Below are 22,538 nucleotides of genomic sequence, written 5' to 3'. Positions count from 1 at the left end.
GAAAATATGTCTGAAACATTAAGGATAGGAATCATAGGAGGGGGCAGGATCGGCAAGGTCCATGCCACGAGCATCACGACAAGAGTACCGTCTGCAAAGGTCGTTGCATTGGCAGACAAGTTCATGAATGACAAGCTGAGGGATTGGTGCCATGGCATGGGTATCATGAATACCCCTACAGATCCAGAGGAAATCATCAAGTCCTCGGATATTGATGCAGTATTGATTTGTTCTCCGACGAATACACACTCACAGTTGATTCAGGCAGCGGCAAAGGCCGGCAAGCATATCTTCTGTGAAAAACCGGTAGATACGGATCTGAAGCGCATAGCGGAGACGATGGAAGTTGTCAGAAAATCCGGAGTAAAGTTCCAGATTGGATTTAACAGGCGCTTTGACCATAACCATATGGCAGTAAGACAGCAGGTTGAAAACGGGACGATCGGCAAGGTTCATATTGTAAAGGTGACTTCAAGGGATCCAGCTCCTCCGACTCCTGCATATGTTGCTGTAAGCGGAGGTATCTTCCTTGATATGATGATTCATGACTTTGACATGGTCAGATATTTGAGCGGACAGGAAGTGGAAGAAGTATATGCTACCGGAGCAGTCCTTATCGATGAAGGAATCGGCAAAGCCGGAGATGTTGATACTGCAGTAGTAAGCATGAAGCTTTCCGGTGGTGCACTGGCCATAATAGACAACTCCAGACAGGCTGTGTATGGCTATGATCAACGTACGGAAGTATTCGGTGAGAAAGGTTGCGCGATGGTTGGAAACGATAGGCCCAGCCTGGTAGAAGTAAGTACGAAAGATACAGTGAGCAGTGAAAAGCCGTTGTATTTCTTCTTGGACAGATATATGGATTCCTATGCAAGGGAAGTGGGCGATTTTGTGGCTTCGGTAATTGGGGACAAACCGACCCTATGCGGTATCGATGATGCCATCCGACCTGTGGAAATAGCGCTGGCAGCAACGAAATCGTTGAAAGAAGGCCGTCCTGTTGCCGTAAGTGAGGTTAGATATATCAAATAGGAGGACCCAATGGGAGTAATCACGATTTCAAGGCAGATGGGAAGTTTGGGTACACTGATTGCCGGGCAAGTTGCCAAGGAACTTGGCATGAAGTGTGTCGGGAAAGAGACCATTTCCACAATCATGAGGGAATATGGCTTTAGCCGTTATACGGAAATCTACAATGAATATCCCGGATTTTGGGAACGGTATGACAACATGAGGTTCCAGACATTGAGTTTTTTGGTAAAGACAGTCGAAGCACTTGGGGCACATGACAATGTGGTCATCGTAGGCCGTGGTGGCTTTGAAATATTCAATGACTTTGCCGATGTACTCAATGTACGGATGACGGCACCTTTTGATGTAAGAGTCAAGCGAAAGAAAGCTGAACACAACATCAGTTTGGAAGAAGCTCAGAAGCGGATTAAGGAAAATGACAAGGTTCGAAAGGCTTTCCTTGAAACAGAGATGGGGTCTGCCTATTCACCGGCTATGGAATTTGATCTTGTGCTGAATACTGGTGTGGTACTCCCGGATCTTGCTACGGATGCTGTAGTAGGAGCTTATCGTAATTTGTTGAAGTTTGGACGTAATGAGAATTCAAAACATCTGAAAGATATCAAGACAGATTCGATATTGGCTGGTTTTGTTGAGAAAATTTTATCAAGTGAATGAGGAGACTATAACATGGACAGGAAAGTGAGAGTAGGCGTAGCGGGCTACGGGACGATAGGGCAGCGGCTGGCCGACGGGGTGGCGCTGCAGGGCGACATGGAGCTTGTTGGGGTGGCTGACGTGGCGCCGACGCTGCCGGTGCTGGCGCTGAAGGAGAAGGGGATGCCCTACGACCTGTACACGGCGGCGCCGGAGAAGGCGGGGCTGCTTGAGGAGAAGGGGATCCCGGTGAGCGGGACGCTAGAGGACCTGGTGCGGAAGGTGGACATCATGCTGGACGCGACCAACGCGGGCATCGGTGCGCAGAACAAGAAGCTGTACCAGAAGTACGGGCGCAAGGCGGTGTTCCAGGGAGGGGAGAAGAACGACGTGGCTGACATCTTCTTCCACGGGTACGCGAACTACGAGAAGGGCATAGGTGCGGACTACCTGAAGCTGACCTCGTGCAACACGACGGGGCTGATCCGTGCGATCGACTGCATCGACCGTGCGGTGGGGGTGGAGAAGGTTGCGGTGACGATCATCCGGCGGGTGGCTGACCCGGGTGACTACCACAGGGGGCTGACGAACGCGCTGCAGGTGGCGCCTGCGCCCAGCCACCAGGCGCTTGACCTGATGACGATCATGCCGCACGTGCAGGCGACTGGGATCCTGGTGCACACGCCGGTGACGCACGGGCACATCATCACGGCGGTGGTGACGCCGAAGGACGACATAGACAAGCCGGAGCTGCTGGAGCTGTTCGGGGCGCACCCGAGGATCCGGGTGGTGCGGCTTGCGGACGGGTTCCTTGGCAACGCGTCGCTGTTCAAGTACGCCAGGGACCTTGGGCACCCGAGGGGTGACATGTACGAGATAGCTGCATGGGACGAGTCGATAGTGAAGAGCGGGCGGGACATCATGTTTGCGATCAACATCCCGCAGGAGGCGGTGGTGATCCCCGAGAACATGGACGCGATAAGGGCAGCGATGAGGATGCAGCTGAGCAGGGAGGAAGGCACGTCGATGACCAACCGGTACCTGGGGATGGCAAAGAAATGAGCGGCCTGGGCTTTGCATCGATGGAGGACATGGAGGTGAAGGGCAGGCGGGTGCTGCTGAGGTGCGACATCAACAGCCCCATCGACCCGGAGACCAAGAGGATAGTGAACGAGAACCGCCTGGACAAGACGGTGCCGACGCTGCGATGGCTGCTGGAGCAGGGGGCGCGGGTAGGTATCATCGCGCACCAGGGGGACACGCTGGACTACCAGGACCTGATCCCGATGGCGGAGCATGCGCAGAAGCTGAGCCAGAAGCTGGGGCGGCCTGTGGCGTACATAGATGATGTATGCGGGCCGGCTGCCATAGCGAAGGTAGAGGCCCTGGAAGACGGGGAAGCGGTGCTGCTGGGGAACCTGCGCTACCTGACCGAGGAGGTCTCCGTGTTCGAGACGGTGGTGAAGCTGGAGCCGGAGCAGATGGCGGGCACCTACCTGGTGCGGTCGCTTGCGCCGCACTTCGACCTGTACGTGAACGAGGCGTTCTCGGCTGCGCACAGGAAATGCCCGAGCATGGTGGCGTTCCAGCGGCTGCTGCCCAGTGCGGCGGGGCCGCTGTTCTTCAGGGAAGTGAGCACGCTGACGAGGATCATGGAGCACCCCGCGCACCCGTCGACGTTCGTGCTGGGAGGCGCGAAGATCTCGGACGCGTTCGGGATGATGGGGCAGGTGCTGAAGACTGGGAGCGCCGACCGCATCCTGACGTGCGGGGTGACGGGAGAGGTGTTCCTGATGGCCGGAGGGAAGGACCTTGGCGGGAAGATGATGCAGTTCCTGTCTGACAGGGGGCTGCTGGGCTTCGTCGACGAGGCGAAGGACCTGCTGGGCAAGTATGGCGGAAAGATCGAGGTGCCGGAGGACCTTGCCTATGAGTGCGAAGGGAAACGGCAGGAGATAGGTGTTGCCGATTTGCCTGTGGAAGAGGACTTCATCGACATCGGGCAGCGTACGATAGCACGGTACAGGAAAGCCATAGCCGGAAGCGGCACGGTGTTCGTGAACGGGCCTGCGGGCATCTATGAGAAGGCCGGGTTCGAGGACGGGACACGGGAGCTGTGGAAGGCCATGGAGGAAAGCAGGGGCTTCACGGTGATAGGCGGCGGCGACTCGGTGACTGCAGCTGCAAGGTTCACTGACATGAGCAGGATCGGGTACATCTGCACGGCAGGGGGTGCGATGGTGCGCTTCCTGTCAGGGAAGAAGCTGCCCCTGATCGAAGCCATGGAACATGCAAAGAGGTAGGCACCTGCTGTGCCATGAATATCCCAAGGCAAAAAAAGGGGGATGGAGAGCTGTAGGGGCTTTCTATCCTCCTTTTTGGTTGGATTAGAATATTTTCAATGAACTAATGGTGCTGTTGATTCGCTTTCTCGCAAAGTAAAAGGCAGGACGATATTTACATTCAGTTGCTTTTTATTACAAATCAGCGAATGTATCAGTGTGGCTGACATTTGACCCATTTCTTTTAAAGGCTGTAAAATAGTCGTCAGACGGGGAATACTGTAGGCTGATATGTCAATACCATCGAAGCCAACTACTGAAATATCCTTGGGAACTGCATAACCAGCATCTTTCAGTTGTCGAATTGCACCTATTGCCAATTCATCTGTCATAGCAAATAAAGCCGTGAATTCCCTTTTTTCATCAAGAAGTTTTTTCATACCGGCCATTCCGTCGGAAACGCTATATGAATCTATGTAGACAATAAGATTCTCATCATATGGAATACCAGCTTTTTTTAATGCCCTGCAGTAACCACGTTGACGTTGGATAGCAAAAGAATATTTCCTGCCACATAGCAAGGCAATTTTCCGATGTCCTTGTTTGATAAGGTAGCTGACTACAGCATCAGCAGCATCTTCTTCACTTATATGAATACTTGTTACTTCCCATTCTGGCTTTTCAAAAGTGACGATTACTGTGGGAATATTGTTTTTTGACAAATAGTCATGAAATTCTGGATGAGCAATCTCATTCAAAAGGATAATACCATCCAGACGCTCTCCCTTGAGCCTATGCAAACAGGTAGATTCTCCTTCCTGATTCTGTTCGACGAAATAGAAGCTGGTGCGATATCCGAATTTTTCCAAGTTATGGGCAATATCTGCAAACAATTGCTTTTGAAACAAATTGAAAGTGGCTGGAAGTACAATGGCAATGGTAGATGTCTGTTTCAATACCATATCCCTTGCCGCTCGGTTAGGTACGTAGCCTGTTTCCTTTATTATCCGAAGGATTTTATTCCTTTTTTCCGTGCTTACACATGATTTTTTGTTGATGACCCGTGATACCGTTGAAACAGAAACCCCTGCTTGCTTGGCTACGTCCCTAATACTTACCATTTTTCTATCCTACTAAAGCATTTGTCGTGATATCGTTCCCATCATATACCATCTTAACTTAAATGCCAATAATCTTAAAAAGAAAGGTAAGGCAAGCTCTTTTCAGCTTATATGCATTCCGGTTTGTAACAGGGGAAAGGTATGTCAAAAACGAAAATATCATTCTGTCTGTATTTTATTTTCTGTGGAAACTGATATCTGGTAATCTATAAACTGGGTTTGCTATCTTGGCTTTTGTATGTCTAGGACGTCCAACTAAAAATTTTCCTTGATCATCAGTCTTGTCTATCTGTTATTATGTTTCTTATCAAGAAGCGGGTAGTATTTTGTTCCGATCAATATCTGCAAGCCGTAAATGGATTCTATATGTTTCCATTGGGAATACAGATACTGAACGGGTACGGATGTTTAATCAAAAGGCAATCACGGCATGGCTGCTTTTATTGTTGCAAGGGATTTTTCAATTCCAGTCAGAGGGGGCATTGACATATCCTCCATTTCCAACGAAACCATGCCATCATAACCGACTTTTTTCAGAGCCGTGAAGAAAGTATTCCACCAAAGTTGGTCATGTCCATATCCGACAGCAACATAATTCCAGCTTCTTTGGGCCCATTTGTCGATTGGCTTTGTATCAAGAAGGCCATTGCCTGTCGCCGTTCCTGTTTCAATTCTGACATCCTTTGCATGGACATGATAAATCATGCCTTTGAGATTATATGCCATTTGGATTGGGTCTCCTCCCATCCAGAACAGATGGCTTGGGTCAAGGTTCATTCCAACTATGGGACCGATTGCCTTTCTTAGCCTTTGCAATGTTTCTGCATTATACACCGCTTGGCAACCATGGTTTTCAAGGGCAATCTGTGTAATTCCAAGTTGTTCTGCTTTCTTGGAAAGTTTTTCCCAATATGGTAGGATCCTTTCTTCCCATTGCCATCGTTCGATTTGTATGTTTTCCGGAGGCCAGCTGGTAGTAATCCATGTGGCTGTGGTATCCTGGGGAGAACCTCCAGGAAGGCCACTCATCATGACGATTTTTTCTATTCCCAGCAAGTTTGCCAGCTGAAAGGTTTTCTCAATATTTTCATTGTGTTCTTTGCCTTTTGGGTTCGGAGCAAGTTGGTTTCCCGAGCAGTTGAGTGTACCTAGTTCCAAGCCATTTGAATGGATGACTTGGAGATAGGTGTCTCTTTCCTTTTTACTTTCAAGCAAGCTGTCGATATCGATATGTGGAGCCTGGGACCAGCCACCTGTCGGTATTTCAAGTGATTCGATACCCAATGAGGCCGCTTTTTCTACCATCAGGGGAAATGAAAGTTCCCCCAGTGAATCAGTAACGAGACCTAATTTCATCAAATTTCCTCCAATTCCCTTGGCTTGACTTCAACAGGTTTTCCAGATATCAGGGATTTGCCGGCTGCAAATGTCGTTGCTATGGCAAGATATCCATCATAGGCACTGGCACCTGGGAACCTAATTCCCTTTTCCATGCTTTCAATCCATTTTTCCATTTCTGTCCTGTATGATTCAATGAAATATCCTCGGAAATCATCACTCATGAGCAAAGAGTTTGAATCGCTGTGCCGAATAGTCACAAGTTCCTTCGGTTGGAAGGAAATGACACCATCTTGGCAAACTACGTCCAAACCGACTTCATAGCCGTAACGGCAATTTACATAGACCTCAGCAACGGCAAGTGTTCCATTTTCCATTTCCATGTTGACAACCAATAGGTCCCTGGCATCCTTGTCGAGATTTTCATGTGAACGCAACCCTTTGACATTGACAGCCCTGACGTGTGAACCAAGTATCCATGAGGCACTGTCAACATCATGCCCGGCTGAGTTGTTAAGGATAAAGCAACCATCCGTATCATACATGGCACTTGCATTATGGTGAAATCCCTTCCAAAGCAAGGGCCGCCCATAAAATTGGCTGTCAACTTTTTCTTTGACTGCCAGATGACGTGGATCGAAACGTCTGTTGAAACCTACGGAAACTAAATGTTTGCCTGTATTCTTTTCTGCTTCGACAATTTTCCAAGCTTCGTCAGGGGTATCGGCAAGAGGTTTTTCACAGAAAACGAATTTTCCTTTCAGAAGGGCTTTCAATACATAGCCGGCATGGAAGCGGTCAGGTGAAGCAACAATCACAGCATCGATGGCTTTGTCATCAATAAGTTCATTTCCATCTGTGAATTGCTTGATGTTTCCTAAATCATTGGCTAATTCTTCAACACTTTTTTTATTTGGATCTGCAATTGCAACAATTTGTGCTCCGGCCATTTTGGCAATGTCTCTTGCATGCTGTGCACCCATTGCACCTGTTCCGATGAGACCAATTCCAATCATCATATTCTCCTTTGATTTTATGTCCGCATCTGGTCTTTTTGGAATTCAAATTTTCCTTAGGTTTTTTGTTTGCAATTCTGCTACCGATACAGAAACCTTCAGGAAAGGGCCGGATGCGGCATTTTGTTTTGACAGATCTGGTTCCTTGCTGAGTGGATAGGAGCCAGAAATATTCCTACATATTTTGTTTTACAATAAACTATTGAAAACGATACCATATTATAATCGCATCAGAGTAAAGTTTTGTCAAATGAATTATCAATTTATTTCCTATATTATAAATAGAGTGTTACTATACTAAAATATGAACTTGACTAAAACAGTGAATGAATATACAAATATATTGGTATCGTTTTCAAACAATGTAAGTGCTTTGAATTCTTAGAAACAGGTCTGGAAACAATATGATAGAAAGAGAAAATGATTGGTCCCTGGAAGAGCATGGATTTTTTCCAGATGAAAAGTAGTTATGAAAAACAACTGTTTTATTTTTTAAAGTGTGAAGTCTATTATATTAAGGAGGAAATAACATGGACAGGAAAGTGAGAGTAGGCGTAGCGGGCTACGGGACGATAGGGCAGCGGCTGGCCGACGGGGTGGCGCTGCAGGGCGACATGGAGCTTGTTGGGGTGGCTGACGTGGCGCCGACGCTGCCGGTGCTGGCGCTGAAGGAGAAGGGGATGCCCTACGACCTGTACACGGCGGCGCCGGAGAAGGCGGGGCTGCTTGAGGAGAAGGGGATCCCGGTGAGCGGGACGCTAGAGGACCTGGTGCGGAAGGTGGACATCATGCTGGACGCGACCAACGCGGGCATAGGTGCGCAGAACAAGAAGCTGTACCAGAAGTACGGGCGCAAGGCGGTGTTCCAGGGAGGGGAGAAGAACGACGTGGCTGACATCTTCTTCCACGGGTACGCGAACTACGAGAAGGGCATAGGTGCGGACTACCTGAAGCTGACCTCGTGCAACACGACGGGGCTGATCCGTGCGATCGACTGCATCGACCGTGCGGTGGGGGTGGAGAAGGTTGCGGTGACGATCATCCGGCGGGTGGCTGACCCGGGTGACTACCACAGGGGGCTGACGAACGCGCTGCAGGTGGCGCCTGCGCCCAGCCACCAGGCGCTTGACCTGATGACGATCATGCCGCACGTGCAGGCGACTGGGATCCTGGTGCACACGCCGGTGACGCACGGGCACATCATCACGGCGGTGGTGACGCCGAAGGACGACATAGACAAGCCGGAGCTGCTGGAGCTGTTCGGGGCGCACCCGAGGATCCGGGTGGTGCGGCTTGCGGACGGGTTCCTTGGCAACGCGTCGCTGTTCAAGTACGCCAGGGACCTTGGGCACCCGAGGGGTGACATGTACGAGATAGCTGCATGGGACGAGTCGATAGTGAAGAGCGGGCGGGACATCATGTTTGCGATCAACATCCCGCAGGAGGCGGTGGTGATCCCCGAGAACATGGACGCGATAAGGGCAGCGATGAGGATGCAGCTGAGCAGGGAGGAAGGCACGTCGATGACCAACCGGTACCTGGGGATGATTAAGAAATAAACAGACTTGCTTTGGCCTTGAAAAGGCTATAACATGTCTGACATACAAAAGGCATCATGGTTTCTAGTGGCAAATTCCTAGGTTTGATAATTGTTTTTTAAAGGGGACAGGAGGCGTTGTTCTCCTATCCCTTTAAAAGGAGATAAGCTGATGAAGGTAACCTACCAGTACAATGGCAAGGATCTGGATATTGATTTACCTGAAAACACACAGGTAATAACTCCCAACAAGGTGCAGGCTGCTGATGCCAGCCAAGAAATTTCCTCTGCCCTTTCTCATCCGATAGGATGTGAAAGCCTTGAAAGTTTCCTTAAGGGGCGGGAACGAATTCTTGTTATTGTAAATGATGGAACAAGGCCGACTCCTACAGCCTCCGTCCTTGAGACAATAGAACCTTTGCTTAGAGGACACAAAGTGTCTTTGCTTATTGCAACAGGTTGCCATCGTGGTGCAAGGGATAAGGAGATTCGTAGGATCCTTGGCACTACATATGCAGCCTATTCTGGATGTATTACCAGCCATGACAGCAGGGATGAGAGTTCTTTGGTGTATCTTGGGGAAAGCCGCAACGGTACCGTACTTAAGGTAAACAAAGCTGTCGTTGAAAATGATGCCATATTGATAATCGGAAGTGTCGAACCTCATTACTTTGCCGGGTATACCGGGGGACGGAAGGCAATTATGCCGGGAGTTGCCGGATATATTTCAATTCAGATGAACCATAAATTGGCATTGAGACCTGAGGCCAAGGCCCTGAACTTGGATGACAATCCTGTACATCAGGATATGGTTGATGTATTGAGTCTGTTGAAAGGGAAAAGCATATTTTCCATCCAGACGGTAATGGACAGCGAACATAAAGTATATAAAGTATATGCCGGAGATATAATTAAGAGTTTCAATGTTGCTGTCAGCGCTGCTGATGAAGTCTTTGCCGTCAACATTGCACATAAGGCGGACATTGTCATTTCAATTGCCAAGGCTCCGATGGATTTGGATTTATACCAAAGTCAGAAAGCCATTGACAATGCAAAACTTGCATTGAAAACCGGTGGTATCCTGATCCTTGTGGCTGCTTGTCTTGATGGAACCGGTGAAAAGAGTTTTTATGATTTGCTTTCAAGCTCGGATTCCCCGCAGCAGGTGCTTGAAAATATTGAACGTGAATATAAGCTTGGTTATCATAAGGCGGGGAAGATGGCCGAGGTCATGAAATGGGCAGACATCTATTGTGTCAGTGAACTCGATAAGGATATTTGGGAAAAAATTTTCATAACAAGGTTTTCTTCCTTGGAAGAAGCTGTGAAACAAGCCAGGACTGTCAAAGGAAAGGATGCTTCCATCCTGGTGCTTACCGATGGATGTGTGACTGTTCCGAAGATTGGATAAGAAAACATCGGATGTCAGGATGATGACATCCGATTATATTCAAAGGCTTTCGCAGGCCGGATACCCTTTATAGATTTCCTATCAGAAGAGAAAGACCTGCATAGAAGACGGAGAAATAGAATATTGCCTTGAAGACGACTTCAGGCATTATTTTTATGATTGCTGTAGCAAGAATTACGCCTATCAGCAGGAAAGGAACCAAGCTGATTGTAATGACAATAGTGTCTGTGCTGAAGATTTTCCAGATAAATATATAGAGCAGAAGCTTTGCACTGTTGACAATTATATACAAATAAGAAGAACTGCCGAGCAATTCCCTTTTGTTCTTTGTCTGTGAAAGAAAATAGATGTTTGTTATGCCTCCGGCTGCGTTTCCTATGATGGAACCGAATCCTGCCAAGCTACCTAAGATACCTATTATGGCAATCGTAGGCTTTATTTTGATTTCTTTTCGTTCCAGAATGATATTGATTACTCCCATTGCAATGACAAAAATACCTATCAGGATACAGAAAATTGCCTGGTTTATGTGAGTACCTACCAGTGTTCCTAGGACGAGGCCGACAAGCATCCATACCAAGAGCTTGTTTGAGACCGGTCTGTTTGCACTTTTCCTATAATAATAGGCAGGATATAATTCTCCCACCAATAGCAACGGTGCAAATATGGAGAGCATCATTGCTGGTTCAAATACCTTCAGTATAAAATACATTGCTAGTACACTCAGAGGCTTTAGGCCTCCCTTGTCCAGTCCCAGGAGTATGCCTGAGAGAGCAATTAGCCCAAGATGATTTGTGACGATTTCAGGTATCATTTTATAATGATACAAAGAAACTTTATTATTGTAAAGTATAATAAGAAAAGAAGTTATATAAACTCTTTCTAGAATGTTTCGATGTAACATGAAGAGCTGGAATTATTGTCGATATGAATTTTTCTGAGATTATTAAAAACTATATTTTGCACAATATTGCAAAAATTGCAAAAAATTGCAAAATAATGTTGCAACACGCCTGCTGATGCTTTACACTGTGCAAAAGGATATGGCAATGACACTAAAAGATTTATCTGAGAAGATACACGTATCACCGTCTACAATCTCCAGAGTAATGAACAATAAGCCTGGAATAAGTGAGAGGACCCGCAACAGGGTGTTTGAAGCCTTGAAAGAGCAAGGCATGCATTCCAGTACATGGAAAGTGAAACAGGCAGGAAGTGATGCACGGTTTATCGGACTTATCGTCAGGGCCAGAGGGGAAGAACAGGATAATATTTTTTATCAGACTTCCATACAAGGATGTGAAGTTGAACTGAACAAGCATAATATCATTTCCATTCCGTTGGTCTATACCGATGAGAAAGGTCTCTCCTTTGAAAATTCTCCTATAGCCGTAGAAAGGTTCCAAGGTTTTATCCTTCGAGGACAATCAATTCCGACCGAATGTATTGCCTCTTTGCAGAGATATAATGTTCCGATCATTTTGTTGGAAAATGACAATGAAAACTTTGAGTTGGACAGTATAAGGTGCAATAACCGTCAGTTGGCCTGTAGCATGACCGAGCATTTGATTGCCAAGGGCTATACTCGTATATTTCACATAACAGGTCCGAAAAACTGGTACAACAACAGTGAGAGGATCAACGGCTATCGCCAGGCATTGTCCCAATGCAGGATGAAACCTGAGATTCTGAATATGAAGGATACTACGCTTAGGACCGGAAGGGATGCTTTCCTTGAGTATGGCAACATGCTGAAAGGTGCCGGCATTTTTTTTGTCAATGATGCTATGGCTATCGGATTCCTTGATGAAGCAAAGAAGGCCGGATTATATGCGCCAAATGATTTTGCAATTGCAGGCTTTGATGATATCCCATGGGCTACATTGTCGCACCCGGCATTGACTACAGCCCATGTAGATGTCAAAGGGATGGCCCGTATTGCCGCCATACGAATGATTGATCTCTTGGATGGTCACGGGACTCCGACAATCAAAGTTGAGATGAAAGGGCGGCTTGTCATCAGACAAACGACTTGATCGTTTCCCTATTTCTGCCAGATGCTGCGGATTCTATCCTTTGTATTGTTGTAGATGAATGAGTCTAGGTCATTGAATGTCCCGAATTTGTATTCAAGTAGCATTCGGCCCGTATAGCCCTTCAATATCTTGAAACATTCATCCAACGGTACTTTTCCGAAATAAGGAGGAAGGTGTATATCACCTTGCCCGAACGCTCTTCTTGTGCCGATGGAAAGAGTATCATAGAGGAGTTTGTTTTCAATGCGAAGTTGCTGGAATGTACCTGTATTGTCATTTATATGCACATGACCAAGGTAAGGTCTTGCATCCTTAAGAGATTGCAGAAAATCGAAATGCAGGAAACGTGAGGCAAGAAAAGCATGTCCGGTATCAAATGTCATCTTGAAATTCGGATGATTTATTTTTGCAACCAATTCAATGACAGGTTCAACCAGCTCTATCTCTATATTTTCAAGACAAAGCAAAATACCTGCTTCTTGTGCAAGGTCAGCTCCTTTCCTGCATAAATCTTCTACCTTTTTCCTTTTCCGCAGGTCATTGCTTTGGCATTCATAGTGCAGGACAACCACGGAGGCTTGAAGCAGGGAAGCCAGTCTTATGCATGAAGCCAAGACTTTTTCTTGGAGCTCCGAATCTTCGGCCCAAAGATCCATGCCATAGCTGGAATGGATAGTGAGGTGTATCCCCGTACTTTTCATTCTTTGCTTTATGCAGTTGACGACGGGTTCACATAGACTTCCCTCAATAATGAAGGGGAATGTATCTGTATTCAGTTCCAAGAACTCATAACCGATGTCCTTAAGTTCTTGGATTTGTGTAAACGAGGCAGGAAATTTGACACCAAGCCTAAGATCGGGGATACCCATATTTTTCCTTCATTCTGTCTAAGACGGCTTCCTTATCAAGCGCAAATCTTCCGGGACTTTCCATTTTCAGGCTGCAGAGAGCCGTACAATAATCAAGAGATTCCTGTATGCCATGATGTACGCGCCATGCGAGATAAGCGGCAAAGGTCGTGTCACCTCTTCCGGTCCTTCCGCTGTTGTTGGTGTTTGTGTACTGAGAACGGTAAAGTTTTCCGTCACAGAAAAGCAATGCTTCAGTATTATGTGTCAGCATGACTTCCTTAGCACCATAAGAGGCAAGTTCTTCGATAGCTTTATTGCGGTCTTCATATCCCGTAAGGACCTGAGCTTCGGCCGCATCTGTTTTCAGGTAATGTATCGCTGGTAACAATTCTCTTTTTCTTTTCCAATCATGAAAGAATATATGCCTGTTTCCATCTATATCCCTGATAAGTCCCTGGGCGTCTACGGCAACTTTTCCTTTCTTGCTCAGAGGAAGAATGAAATCATCAGGAATCTCTCCGACAAATAATCCTGCCAGGTAGTAGATCTTTGCATTGATGTTTTCAATTTCTTCTAATGTAAATGGTTGCCCTACTGAAATTATCTCAATTTCACGTCGCTCCTTATCGGGTGTCAGATAGATATTCTTCATGCTTGTCATGCATGGAGTTTCATCGAACTTCCAGTCAACACCTTTGCAGCTCAATGTTTCTTTCAGAGATTGTTGGTCTTTTGATAGCTTTGCAAGGATGCAAGAATCAATTCCTGTACTGGCCATGGCCGTCGAAGCATAGGATACTGCTCCTCCGTTCAACCGTACTTCATTGCCCTTGTAGTCGACCATGATATCCTTGGAAATATGGCCGACCATAAGTATCGTGTACTGTTTTGGCATCTATAGCTCCTCATATGGTAAAACATGCAGGGATGCGTTTTTGAATTTCAGGCTGACTTTACTGCCTTGTGCAAATATCGGATGGAACTGTGGGTCGGCCACTTCTGCATTCAATTCCTGGCCGTCATCAAGATTCAGGTTGTATATCACCTGTGAGCCAAAATAAATTGCATTGCTTACCCGCGCTTCCACTATACCTTCTTCCGGCTTGCATAATTCAATTGATTCTGGTCGGATAGTCAAGAGAACCCTATCATTCTGCTTGATGGATTTATTGAAATATGGTGCTGCAATTTGTTTGTCTCGACAGGAGATGATCAACTGATTATCTTCGATTCCAGTGACTGTTCCATCAAGAAAATTTACTTTTCCTATAAAATCTGCTACGAAACGGTTTGTGGGATGGGCATAGATTTCCTGTGGAGTATCAACCTGCTGTATCTTGCCTTGGCTCATTATGACAATTCTGTCTGAAATGGTCATTGCTTCTTCCTGATCGTGAGTAACATAGACGCTTGTAATTCCAACCCGTTGCTGCAGGTGTCTGATTTCCAGTCTGGTAGATACTCTTAACTTTGCATCAAGGTTTGACAATGGTTCATCAAACAACAAGACTTTCGGCTCCATGACCATGGCTCTGGCAAGACTTACTCTTTGTTGCTGACCTCCTGACAATTGTCTGGGTTGTCTGTCTTCAAGACCGCTCAGGCCGATCATCTGGATGATCTCATGAGTTTTGTTTTCAATGGTCTGCTTAGGTAGTTTCATGATTTCAAGACCATAGGAAATATTTTTTTTGACTGTCATGTGGGGAAATAAAGCATAATTCTGAAATACCATGGCAGTCGGTCTTTTATTAGGCGGTACGCTGCTCATATCCAGAGAATCAATCAATACTTTTCCGCTACTGGGAACATGAAACCCGGCAATCATCCTTAATGTTGTGGTTTTTCCGCAGCCTGATGGTCCGAGCAAAGTTACGAGTTCACCTTCCTTGACTTGGAGGTTTACATGGTCAACGGCAGTAAACAGATTGTTTCCATTTCCGAATGTCTTTGTCAAATTTTCAAGGGTCAAATATCCTTCTTTCATACTATTTATCCTTCAATGTTCGAATACTTCATACCACGGCCGATTCTGTCTGTTATCAACCGCATGATGCCAAGTGCAATAAGTACGATGACGACAAGCAACAGGCTCATGGCTGCTGCCTGTGCATACTGGCTGTTGTCCACGAAACCAAGTATTGCTACAGTAATCAGATTCCAGCGGCCAGAAACAACAAATATGATTGCACTTATGGCAGTCATTGACCGTACAAAGCTGTTTGCCAAGGAAGAGAACAAGGCCGGCGTTATCATCGGCAAGGTAATTTTCTTGAAAGTGGTACCGCTATCAGCCCCTAAGTCGATTGAGGCTTCTTCGATACTGGGATCAATCTGATTAAGGGCAGCTATACCGTTCCTGATACCTACGGGCAAATTTCTGAAAATCAGCAACGTAATGATAATTGCCGCAGTTCCTGTCAATGTGGCAGGCATAAGGACTGAGGGATTGTTGAAAGCAAGGATGTATCCTATGCCGACGACGGTTCCTGGCACGGCGAAAGTCAGCATGGCTGAAACTTCCATCAGGTTCTTTCCTGGAAAATTCTTTCTAGTTACAAGGAAAGATATGAACATACTCAGCAAACCTGTAATCGGTGTAACAATTACTGCGATAATCAAGCTGTCCTTGATATATTCTGAACCGACACTCCACATCTGTTGATAATTTCTGAGCGTAAAGGAAGCATCAACACCCCATAGTTTTTGGAAAGAGCCCCATATGACCATTCCATAGAACAGAATCACGACAAAAGCAAAAAGGAAGCAGAAAAAATAAACAGGTAGCTTGATATACCATTCCAAGTTCTTGATGGTGGAAGCCGTCGGTTTGCCAGTGACAGTTACATAGGATTTTTTGGCGAGCAAATAACGTTGTAGATAATATGCTACCAATGTCGGTACTAGGAGCAGTATTGCCAATGTTGAGCCTCTGGCTAGGTCATACATACCTGTAATCTGCAGATATGCCTGGACCGACAGTACTGAAAAATCTCCGGAGATTATCATTGGATTTCCGAAGTCTGCCAGCGACTGGATAAAGACAAGCAACCATGCACTTACAATTCCAGGAGTTGACAGGGGAAATATTATAGACCTGAAGACTTTGGTCCTTGAAGCTCCGAGATCCATTGCAGCTTCTTCCAAGGCGGGATCAATTGACTGGAGAATACCTACCAATGCAAGGAAAGCTGTAGGAGTGTAGGCAATGACTTCTACGATGGTCAATCCAGTTATTCCATAGATATTGCCCAAGACTCCTGCAAAGACACCGCTTCTTCCGAATAGTAAAATGCAAGCCAAGGCTACTACAAAAGGAGGCGAAACCATAGGAAACGTTGCAACCAGGCGAAAAGCTTCTTTGCCTTTCATCGGGGTCCTGGTAATTGCGTAAGCAAAAACAAAACCGAAGAAGGTTCCGATAGTAGCAACTAGAAACCCAAGCAACAAACTGTTTGCAAGCGGTTCAATATAGTATGATTTGCTCAGTACTTCCGAAAAGTTCTTGAGACTGAAACTGCCATCGACAGATAGACTGGTCTTGCATACTTGGAAAATCGGGAAGATGACAAATGTTATCAATAAATAGAATATGACTATAATTGACAAAAGGATAAAAGGTTCCTTTGCAATTTTCTTCACATCCTGCATGTTTTCTGTAAACTTTTTATTCATGTGTTAATCCTGTAGGAAAGAAGGACAGCAGCTCCCCTCCGGGGCTGCTGTTTGAGAATGCAAAAACTGTGTATACCTTATTTTCCGATCCTATCTCTCCAAGCCTTTACATAGGTGTCTTTGTTCAGACCCATCTTGACGGCATCATAATTGATAAGTTTGATGTCGGTAAGTTTGATTGCGCCCTTTCCGACCGTAGCCTTTGGATTAACCGGTAACCTGCAGTATTTCTGGAAGAGATTCTGTGCTTCTACGCTGAAACACCAGTCGATGAACAACTTGGCTTCTTTAGATTGCTTGCCGCCTTTGATCAAGGAGACAGCACCTACTTCGTAACCGGTTCCTTCCTTCGGGAAGGACATTACCAATGGATAACCCATATTTACACCTTTTGCCAGGATGTCGTGGGAAAATGCAAGGCCTACGGCACATTCACCAAGTCCTGCCCGTGCGATGCAAGCAGTACCGGATTTTGTATACTGATGTATGGATTTGTCAAATTTTGCCCACCAATCAAGGGCGCCGTCCAGACCCAATCTTTGGATCTGTGTTGCCCATGTCGTATAGGCTGTACCAGATGTATAAGGATAAGCCATTTCTATTTGTCCTACATATATCGGGTCCAACAAATCATCCCAGCTTGTGGGAGCTTCAAGTCCATTTTTCTTCAGGAAGTCCGTATTCGAAACAAAACCGATGGCTCCGGTATAGAAACCGTTCCAACTGTTGTCCGAAGCATGGAGGTTGTCAGCCAATGTAAAGTCAACATTGGGCTTGTAGGGTTCAAGCAAACCCTTGGCTGCTGCATTTATATGGTCTGTACTTGATCCGCCGAACCAGACACTAGCCTGTGGATTTGTCTTTTCTGCTTCGACCCTAGCCAAAACTTCCCCTGCGCTCAATCGAACGAATTCAACCTTGATGCCTGTCTGTTTTGTGAATTCATCGATGTAGTATTTTGCTTCTTCGGTATCAAGGGCCGTATACATCTGCAGGGTTTCGTGTTTTTCTTCCTTTGTTCCTGTCATACCGTTTTCTGTATTTCCCTGGGCAAATACTGCAGCCGTTGCCATTGCCAAGATGCCTATGGCACAGATAGCTTTCTTCATATCAAATTCCTCCTTTTGATTATGAGAGATGCATGCAATTTATTTTTGCAAAATTGCAACAAATATTGAAAATTTTTCCAACCATCACTTTATCTATTATGATAGTTTTAAACAATTATCCTGTCAAGAAAAATAATTATTTAAAATATAATTATAAATTGTATAAATAAATATTTTTATTTCTATTTGATATATTTTTTTTCTGGTTGCAGAAAAAATTTGATAATTAATTGCAAAAAATACTAAATTTATTTTAATTATTGTTTTGTTGCGATAGAGATACATAATATTGCAAGAAAAATAATAAGATATTAAGGTCGTCGGAGAAGTTGCAAAATCAATTCAATAAATCAGAAAATACTTAGCGGCCAAGACAATATTCTGCCTTGACCGCTAAATGTTTATTTTAATTCTGTTGATAACGGAGCAACGGTTATTTTTTTAAAGGATTTGAAGTATCTTTCAAGGATACGGTATCCGTTCCTTCAGAATTGTCCATATCTTTTTTTCTTCGCTTTCGGACACATTCAGTCAAAAGGTATTCAATCTGGCCGTTTATAGATCTGAAATCATCTTCTGCCCAGATGGCAAGTTCTTTCCATAACGTCGGAGAAAGCCTGAGCAACAGCTGTTTCTTACCTTTTTCTTTGTCTTTTGGTTCCAATAGTCAGATCCTTTCTTTTGTATCAACTTAATATATTGAGCCGCTGTTGACAACAGGTTGGGCGTCTTTGTTTCCACAGAGTACAACCAAAAGATTGCTTACCATGGCTGCTTTCCTTTCATCATCCAATTCAACGATATGGTTTTCACTAAGTTGATTCAGTGCCATTTCGACCATGCTTACAGCTCCCTCTACAATCTTTTGTCTTGCAGCAATGATTGCTGAAGCTTGTTGTCTCTGGAGCATGACAGCTGCAATTTCAGGAGCATAGGAAAGGTGTGTTATCCTGGCTTCAATGATTTGTAAACCTGCGATATTGACCTTTTCCTGAAGTTCCTGTGTCAATTTCTCAGCTACTTCCTGGCTGCTGCCTCTCAGGGATAACTCGTCTTCTCCTTCTGCAGCATCATAGGGATATTTCCTGACGACATTCCTAAGAGCAGAATCGCATTGTATAGAAAGAAATTCTACATAATTGTCAACGTTGAAAACGGCCTTTGCAGTATCTATGACTTTCCATATGACAACAACGCCTATGATAATCGGATTTCCAAGGGCATCATTGATGGTTTGCTTCTGATTGTTGAGTGTCATGGCCTTGAGGGAAATCTTTTTGCTTGGTACATAGGCACCGGAGCCGTTGCGTCTTGATTTCGTTGGTTGTGGATCTGCGGTTGTCGGTTCTGTATTGGATGCGGGGTTGAATGCTGTAGCAAAAGGATTGACGAAGTAGAGTCCTTCTTTCTTCAATGTACCGTAGTATTTGCCGAACAAAGTAAGGACGATTGCTTCGTTCGGTTTGACTGTTTTCAAGCCCATATAGAGGAGAGGGCCGATGACGAAACTGTAAGCTCCTGATATGGTGCCAAGAAATATTCTCAACGAAATCGAAATATAGAAATCCCAAGAACCTACAGCTATGATGAATCCCAAAATTCCCAGAATGATAATCAAGCTGTTTGCCAAAAGGAATGCTATGCCATTGTGCGGATTTGCGACAGGCCTTTCTTCTTCATATGCAGAAGTCTGTACTTCATTTTTTTCAGGCATGATATACTCTCCTATGATATCATATTAATATTATAAATATATTTTTATGATAATAGTTGCTTTTTGTCAAGATTATTTTTGAGGCTCTTTTCTGGTCGAGTAGAAATAAAAATGGCTGTCATTTTTCAAGAAAAAACAATGTTTGTCTATCTGCTACAGTTTGAGGAAAAAACTTAGGACGGTGATATCAGAATGAAGGATTCTATATTTTTTCTTCTTTATTGTTCTTTTCAGAAAGGCAAAGTTGCCTATATTCTTCTGGACTCATTTTTACATGTCTTTTAAATGCTTTGTAAAAATAGCTGTAATTGTTGAATCCAGATTGAGCTGCAATATTTGTTATCAAGTTGTCTTCGCGGAGCAATTTCTTTGCAAGGGATATTCTCTTGTCCACAATGTATTCTACAATCGAATAATTTGTTATTTCCTTGAATAGTTTCGAAATGTACTGTGGACTGTAGTTTACTGCACCCGATAATTCCTTAAGTGAGATTTTCTCCTGAAGATGCATTTCTATATAAGAAATCAATTCCCCAATGATTTTGAAGTATCGATTGTTGCTTTTCACTGTTGCAATGCTTTCATCTTCTTTTGCATATTCATCATAGAGTACAGCAAAAAAGAAATGTGCCAGAGCTTCTTCTGTCAACTGTCTGTCTATTGCTTGTTCTGTGGTTTGCAGAAGCCTGAGGATTTCCAAGAACCGTTCCAAACCGTCATAGCGAAGATGCAAGATGGGATACTGCTTTTGCGAAGGGTTGAATAGTGCCAGGAGGTTTGTTGTTTCTGTAGAATATCGGAGCAAATAATTTGCATCGACCCCGATGCTGAGCCTTTCATAATATTTACTTTCTGGGGTTTGGAAATAGTGGGGTTCAAAAATATTGCATAGGACTATGTCTCCTCTGACAAGAGGATATATGGTACCCTTTGCAATGTAGTTTAGCTCTTTGTTGCCGAGATATAAATTTGCTTCGTAATAATCATGGAAATGATAAAAACAAGAACCTGTCGGACCTCCGTTATGGAAATGAATGGCAAAGCCATGTTCCTTGATGAGCTTTGCTTCCCTGGAGACCAGTTTGGGATAATCATTTTCCATCTGTGTTATTTCCTCCCTCTTTGTATATATTATCTGAGGGGAACTTGTGTAAGTCAATCAAGAAAAGCTCTTCGGAGAAATTGGCTTTCCACGAAGAGCAGACCGTATGGTGATGTCCTTGATTGTTCCAAAGGAAGTGCGGAGTTAGAATAATCCGATCTTTAGAAAAGAAAGGGACAAAAGAATACAGAAAATACCACAGATAGCTTGCAGTAATGTAATATATTTGAGCCCTTGTTTTGTATTCAGATTAAACAAAGATGTCCCGATCCAAAAACCGCTGTCACTGACATGAGAGCCAATCATTGTACCGCTGCCAATCAGAATGGTCGTTGCAACGGGAGACAACCCCATGATGGTCATGATAGGTGCACAGATTGCTGCAGCAGTCATGCCTGCAGTAGTTCTTGAACCGACGGAAACCATCATGATGGTACCGATAAGTACAGGTACAAGTGCTGCAGGAAAATGTACGTTGGCAATCAGATTTCCAAGTTCCTTGATATTAGGATAAGCCTTTATTATGGCACTTAGTCCACCGCCCATTGCTGTGATGATCAAAGGTAACAATGCGACTTCCAAGCCTTCATTGACCCAACTGAAAGCCATGGTTTTGAAAATGCCTGCTTGCTCACCTTTATACTGTTTCCGGTTTTTCAAAACTTTATCTTTATATGTTGCACCCAGAATGAAAGTTATGATAACACCGATGAACAATGCTATATTTCTTTCTCCTATGGCATTGAGGATTTGTCGTACGATATTGTCTTTTGCAAGGTTCATGTTGGCGAAGGAAGAAGCTGCAATAAGAATGACTGGGACCAGGATCGGAGAAGCTGCAGCAAGGATACCAGGCAATCTGTCTTCGACGACCAACAACTCGTGATAGTCGTTCCCTTTCATTTTTTCGACACCGATGACATAATCTGAACGGGGCGGAATATATTCTTTTGCGACCCAGTTCCGGGTAAGTAACCATGTGAGAAAAAATGCAATGACAGTGATGATAATACCCATGGTAATGACAATACCCAAATCTGCGCCCAGAAGGAGTGCTACGGCAAGGATGCCTGGTGTCGGTGGCACCATAGAATGTGTCAGGGAACAACCGAGCATAGTATAGCCTGCCATAGTTGACATCGATTTATTGGCTCTTTTTGAAATCAAAGAAGCCAAAGGTGCCATCAGCACTTCCGTTATATCGCCGAAGACGGGTATTGACATGATATATGAAGAAAGTCCTGTAGACAATTCCATATTTTTACCTTTTGACAGTCTGGTAAAGAAATTGACCAATGACTTGACAGAGCCCGTATCTCTGATTCCCTGGGCAATGATTGAACCGAATATTATGGTACAGCCGATGCCACCTAATGTTGAACCAAAACCTGCAGTATATGTAGTGATGGTTCCTTTCAGTCCATAACCGAAGCCCATTCCTGCAATCATGCCTCCTATGAACAATGAAATGACAGGATGTACTCCGAATTTGACAATCAGCAAGACAAGTACGACAACAGCAAGTACAAGCACAAGGAAAAAACGACCCATACAAAACCTCCTTTTGTATTGTTTTTCTAGATGCCTCTTTGAGATAGGTTCATAACATAAAAATGTTTATAAACTAACTATTTGCTGGAATAAAATCTCCTATTGTCTCTATGTTTTTGTTGTT

The 22,538-nt window shown here is 44.7% G+C and carries 20 protein-coding genes; 7 read left to right on the top strand and 13 right to left on the bottom strand.

The annotated features are described in order from the left end of the window. The first annotated feature begins 6 nt into the window (after window positions 1-6). From iolG to pgk, 4 genes are read left to right on the top strand one after another with little or no spacing between them, the layout of a single operon-like run. Window positions 7-1,035, top strand: coding sequence for an inositol 2-dehydrogenase (gene iolG / locus LKE40_09050; GenBank protein ID MCH3917594.1), 1,029 nt, complete (start codon window positions 7-9; stop codon window positions 1,033-1,035). 9 nt (window positions 1,036-1,044) lie between these two features. Further along, entirely contained in the window at window positions 1,045-1,692 is a 648-nt protein-coding gene (locus LKE40_09045) for a cytidylate kinase-like family protein (protein ID MCH3917593.1), read from the top strand. Between the two features lie 12 nt (window positions 1,693-1,704). Next, complete coding sequence (locus LKE40_09040) at window positions 1,705-2,733, top strand: type II glyceraldehyde-3-phosphate dehydrogenase (GenBank protein MCH3917592.1); 1,029 nt, start codon at window positions 1,705-1,707, stop codon at window positions 2,731-2,733. Continuing rightward, window positions 2,730-3,974 (top strand): phosphoglycerate kinase, encoded by a 1,245-nt coding sequence (pgk, locus tag LKE40_09035; protein MCH3917591.1) that lies wholly within the window; start codon window positions 2,730-2,732, stop codon window positions 3,972-3,974. Before LKE40_09040 ends, pgk begins: the two co-directional genes overlap by 4 nt. A 95-nt stretch (window positions 3,975-4,069) precedes the next feature. Here pgk and LKE40_09030 read toward each other — a convergent pair whose 3' ends face one another. The 3 genes from LKE40_09030 to LKE40_09020 form a co-directional block, all read right to left on the bottom strand. Then, a complete protein-coding gene (locus tag LKE40_09030; protein ID MCH3917590.1) occupies window positions 4,070-5,074 on the bottom strand; it encodes a LacI family transcriptional regulator in 1,005 nt (334 codons plus the stop codon). A gap of 423 nt (window positions 5,075-5,497) precedes the next feature. After that, window positions 5,498-6,430, bottom strand: a complete 933-nt coding sequence (locus tag LKE40_09025) for a sugar phosphate isomerase/epimerase (GenBank protein MCH3917589.1) — start codon at window positions 6,428-6,430, stop codon at window positions 5,498-5,500. Beyond that, complete coding sequence (locus tag LKE40_09020) at window positions 6,430-7,428, bottom strand: Gfo/Idh/MocA family oxidoreductase (protein ID MCH3917588.1); 999 nt, start codon at window positions 7,426-7,428, stop codon at window positions 6,430-6,432. Before LKE40_09020 ends, LKE40_09025 begins: the two co-directional genes overlap by 1 nt. 530 nt (window positions 7,429-7,958) lie before the next feature. On the opposite strand from LKE40_09020, the gene LKE40_09015 reads away from it, so the two are divergent. Next, complete coding sequence (locus LKE40_09015; protein ID MCH3917587.1) at window positions 7,959-8,987, top strand: type II glyceraldehyde-3-phosphate dehydrogenase; 1,029 nt, start codon at window positions 7,959-7,961, stop codon at window positions 8,985-8,987. A gap of 150 nt (window positions 8,988-9,137) precedes the next feature. Beyond that, on the top strand, window positions 9,138-10,376 hold the full coding sequence (gene larA, locus LKE40_09010; protein MCH3917586.1) for a nickel-dependent lactate racemase: 1,239 nt from the start codon (window positions 9,138-9,140) through the stop codon (window positions 10,374-10,376). Between the two features lie 67 nt (window positions 10,377-10,443). On the opposite strand, the gene LKE40_09005 is transcribed toward larA, so the two are convergent. Continuing rightward, entirely contained in the window at window positions 10,444-11,088 is a 645-nt protein-coding gene (locus tag LKE40_09005) for a sulfite exporter TauE/SafE family protein (GenBank protein MCH3917585.1), read from the bottom strand. Between the two features lie 397 nt (window positions 11,089-11,485). On the opposite strand from LKE40_09005, the gene LKE40_09000 reads away from it, so the two are divergent. Then, a complete protein-coding gene (locus LKE40_09000; protein ID MCH3917584.1) occupies window positions 11,486-12,412 on the top strand; it encodes a LacI family transcriptional regulator in 927 nt (308 codons plus the stop codon). Between the two features lie 8 nt (window positions 12,413-12,420). Here LKE40_09000 and LKE40_08995 read toward each other — a convergent pair whose 3' ends face one another. The 9 genes from LKE40_08995 to LKE40_08955 form a co-directional block, all read right to left on the bottom strand. Continuing rightward, the gene (locus tag LKE40_08995) at window positions 12,421-13,281 is read right to left on the bottom strand and encodes a sugar phosphate isomerase/epimerase (protein ID MCH3917583.1); all 861 of its coding nucleotides are present in this window, start codon (window positions 13,279-13,281) and stop codon (window positions 12,421-12,423) included. Then, window positions 13,262-14,158: a PfkB family carbohydrate kinase gene (locus LKE40_08990; GenBank protein ID MCH3917582.1), complete on the bottom strand. Its 897-nt coding sequence runs from the start codon at window positions 14,156-14,158 to the stop codon at window positions 13,262-13,264. Before LKE40_08990 ends, LKE40_08995 begins: the two co-directional genes overlap by 20 nt. After that, window positions 14,159-15,250 carry an ABC transporter ATP-binding protein gene (locus tag LKE40_08985; protein ID MCH3917581.1) on the bottom strand — a complete coding sequence of 364 codons (1,092 nt, stop codon included), beginning with the start codon at window positions 15,248-15,250 and terminating at the stop codon, window positions 14,159-14,161. It abuts the gene before it with no gap. A 5-nt stretch (window positions 15,251-15,255) separates the two neighbouring features. Continuing rightward, window positions 15,256-16,938, bottom strand: a complete 1,683-nt coding sequence (locus tag LKE40_08980) for an iron ABC transporter permease (GenBank protein ID MCH3917580.1) — start codon at window positions 16,936-16,938, stop codon at window positions 15,256-15,258. 77 nt (window positions 16,939-17,015) lie between these two features. After that, window positions 17,016-18,047, bottom strand: coding sequence for an ABC transporter substrate-binding protein (locus LKE40_08975; GenBank protein MCH3917579.1), 1,032 nt, complete (start codon window positions 18,045-18,047; stop codon window positions 17,016-17,018). A gap of 433 nt (window positions 18,048-18,480) precedes the next feature. Next, the gene (locus LKE40_08970; protein ID MCH3917578.1) at window positions 18,481-18,711 is read right to left on the bottom strand and encodes an Arc family DNA-binding protein; all 231 of its coding nucleotides are present in this window, start codon (window positions 18,709-18,711) and stop codon (window positions 18,481-18,483) included. A 27-nt stretch (window positions 18,712-18,738) separates the two neighbouring features. Next, complete coding sequence (locus LKE40_08965; protein ID MCH3917577.1) at window positions 18,739-19,761, bottom strand: SPFH domain-containing protein; 1,023 nt, start codon at window positions 19,759-19,761, stop codon at window positions 18,739-18,741. A gap of 202 nt (window positions 19,762-19,963) precedes the next feature. Next, on the bottom strand, window positions 19,964-20,863 hold the full coding sequence (locus LKE40_08960) for an AraC family transcriptional regulator (GenBank protein ID MCH3917576.1): 900 nt from the start codon (window positions 20,861-20,863) through the stop codon (window positions 19,964-19,966). A gap of 144 nt (window positions 20,864-21,007) precedes the next feature. Beyond that, on the bottom strand, window positions 21,008-22,414 hold the full coding sequence (locus LKE40_08955) for a GntP family permease (protein ID MCH3917575.1): 1,407 nt from the start codon (window positions 22,412-22,414) through the stop codon (window positions 21,008-21,010). Between the last annotated feature and the right edge of the window lie 124 nt (window positions 22,415-22,538).

The sequence above is a fragment of the Spirochaetia bacterium genome (assembly GCA_022482625.1).
Taxonomy (GTDB): Bacteria; Spirochaetota; Spirochaetia; order Sphaerochaetales; family Sphaerochaetaceae; genus Pleomorphochaeta.
This window is presented reverse-complemented; position numbering and strand designations above follow the sequence as displayed.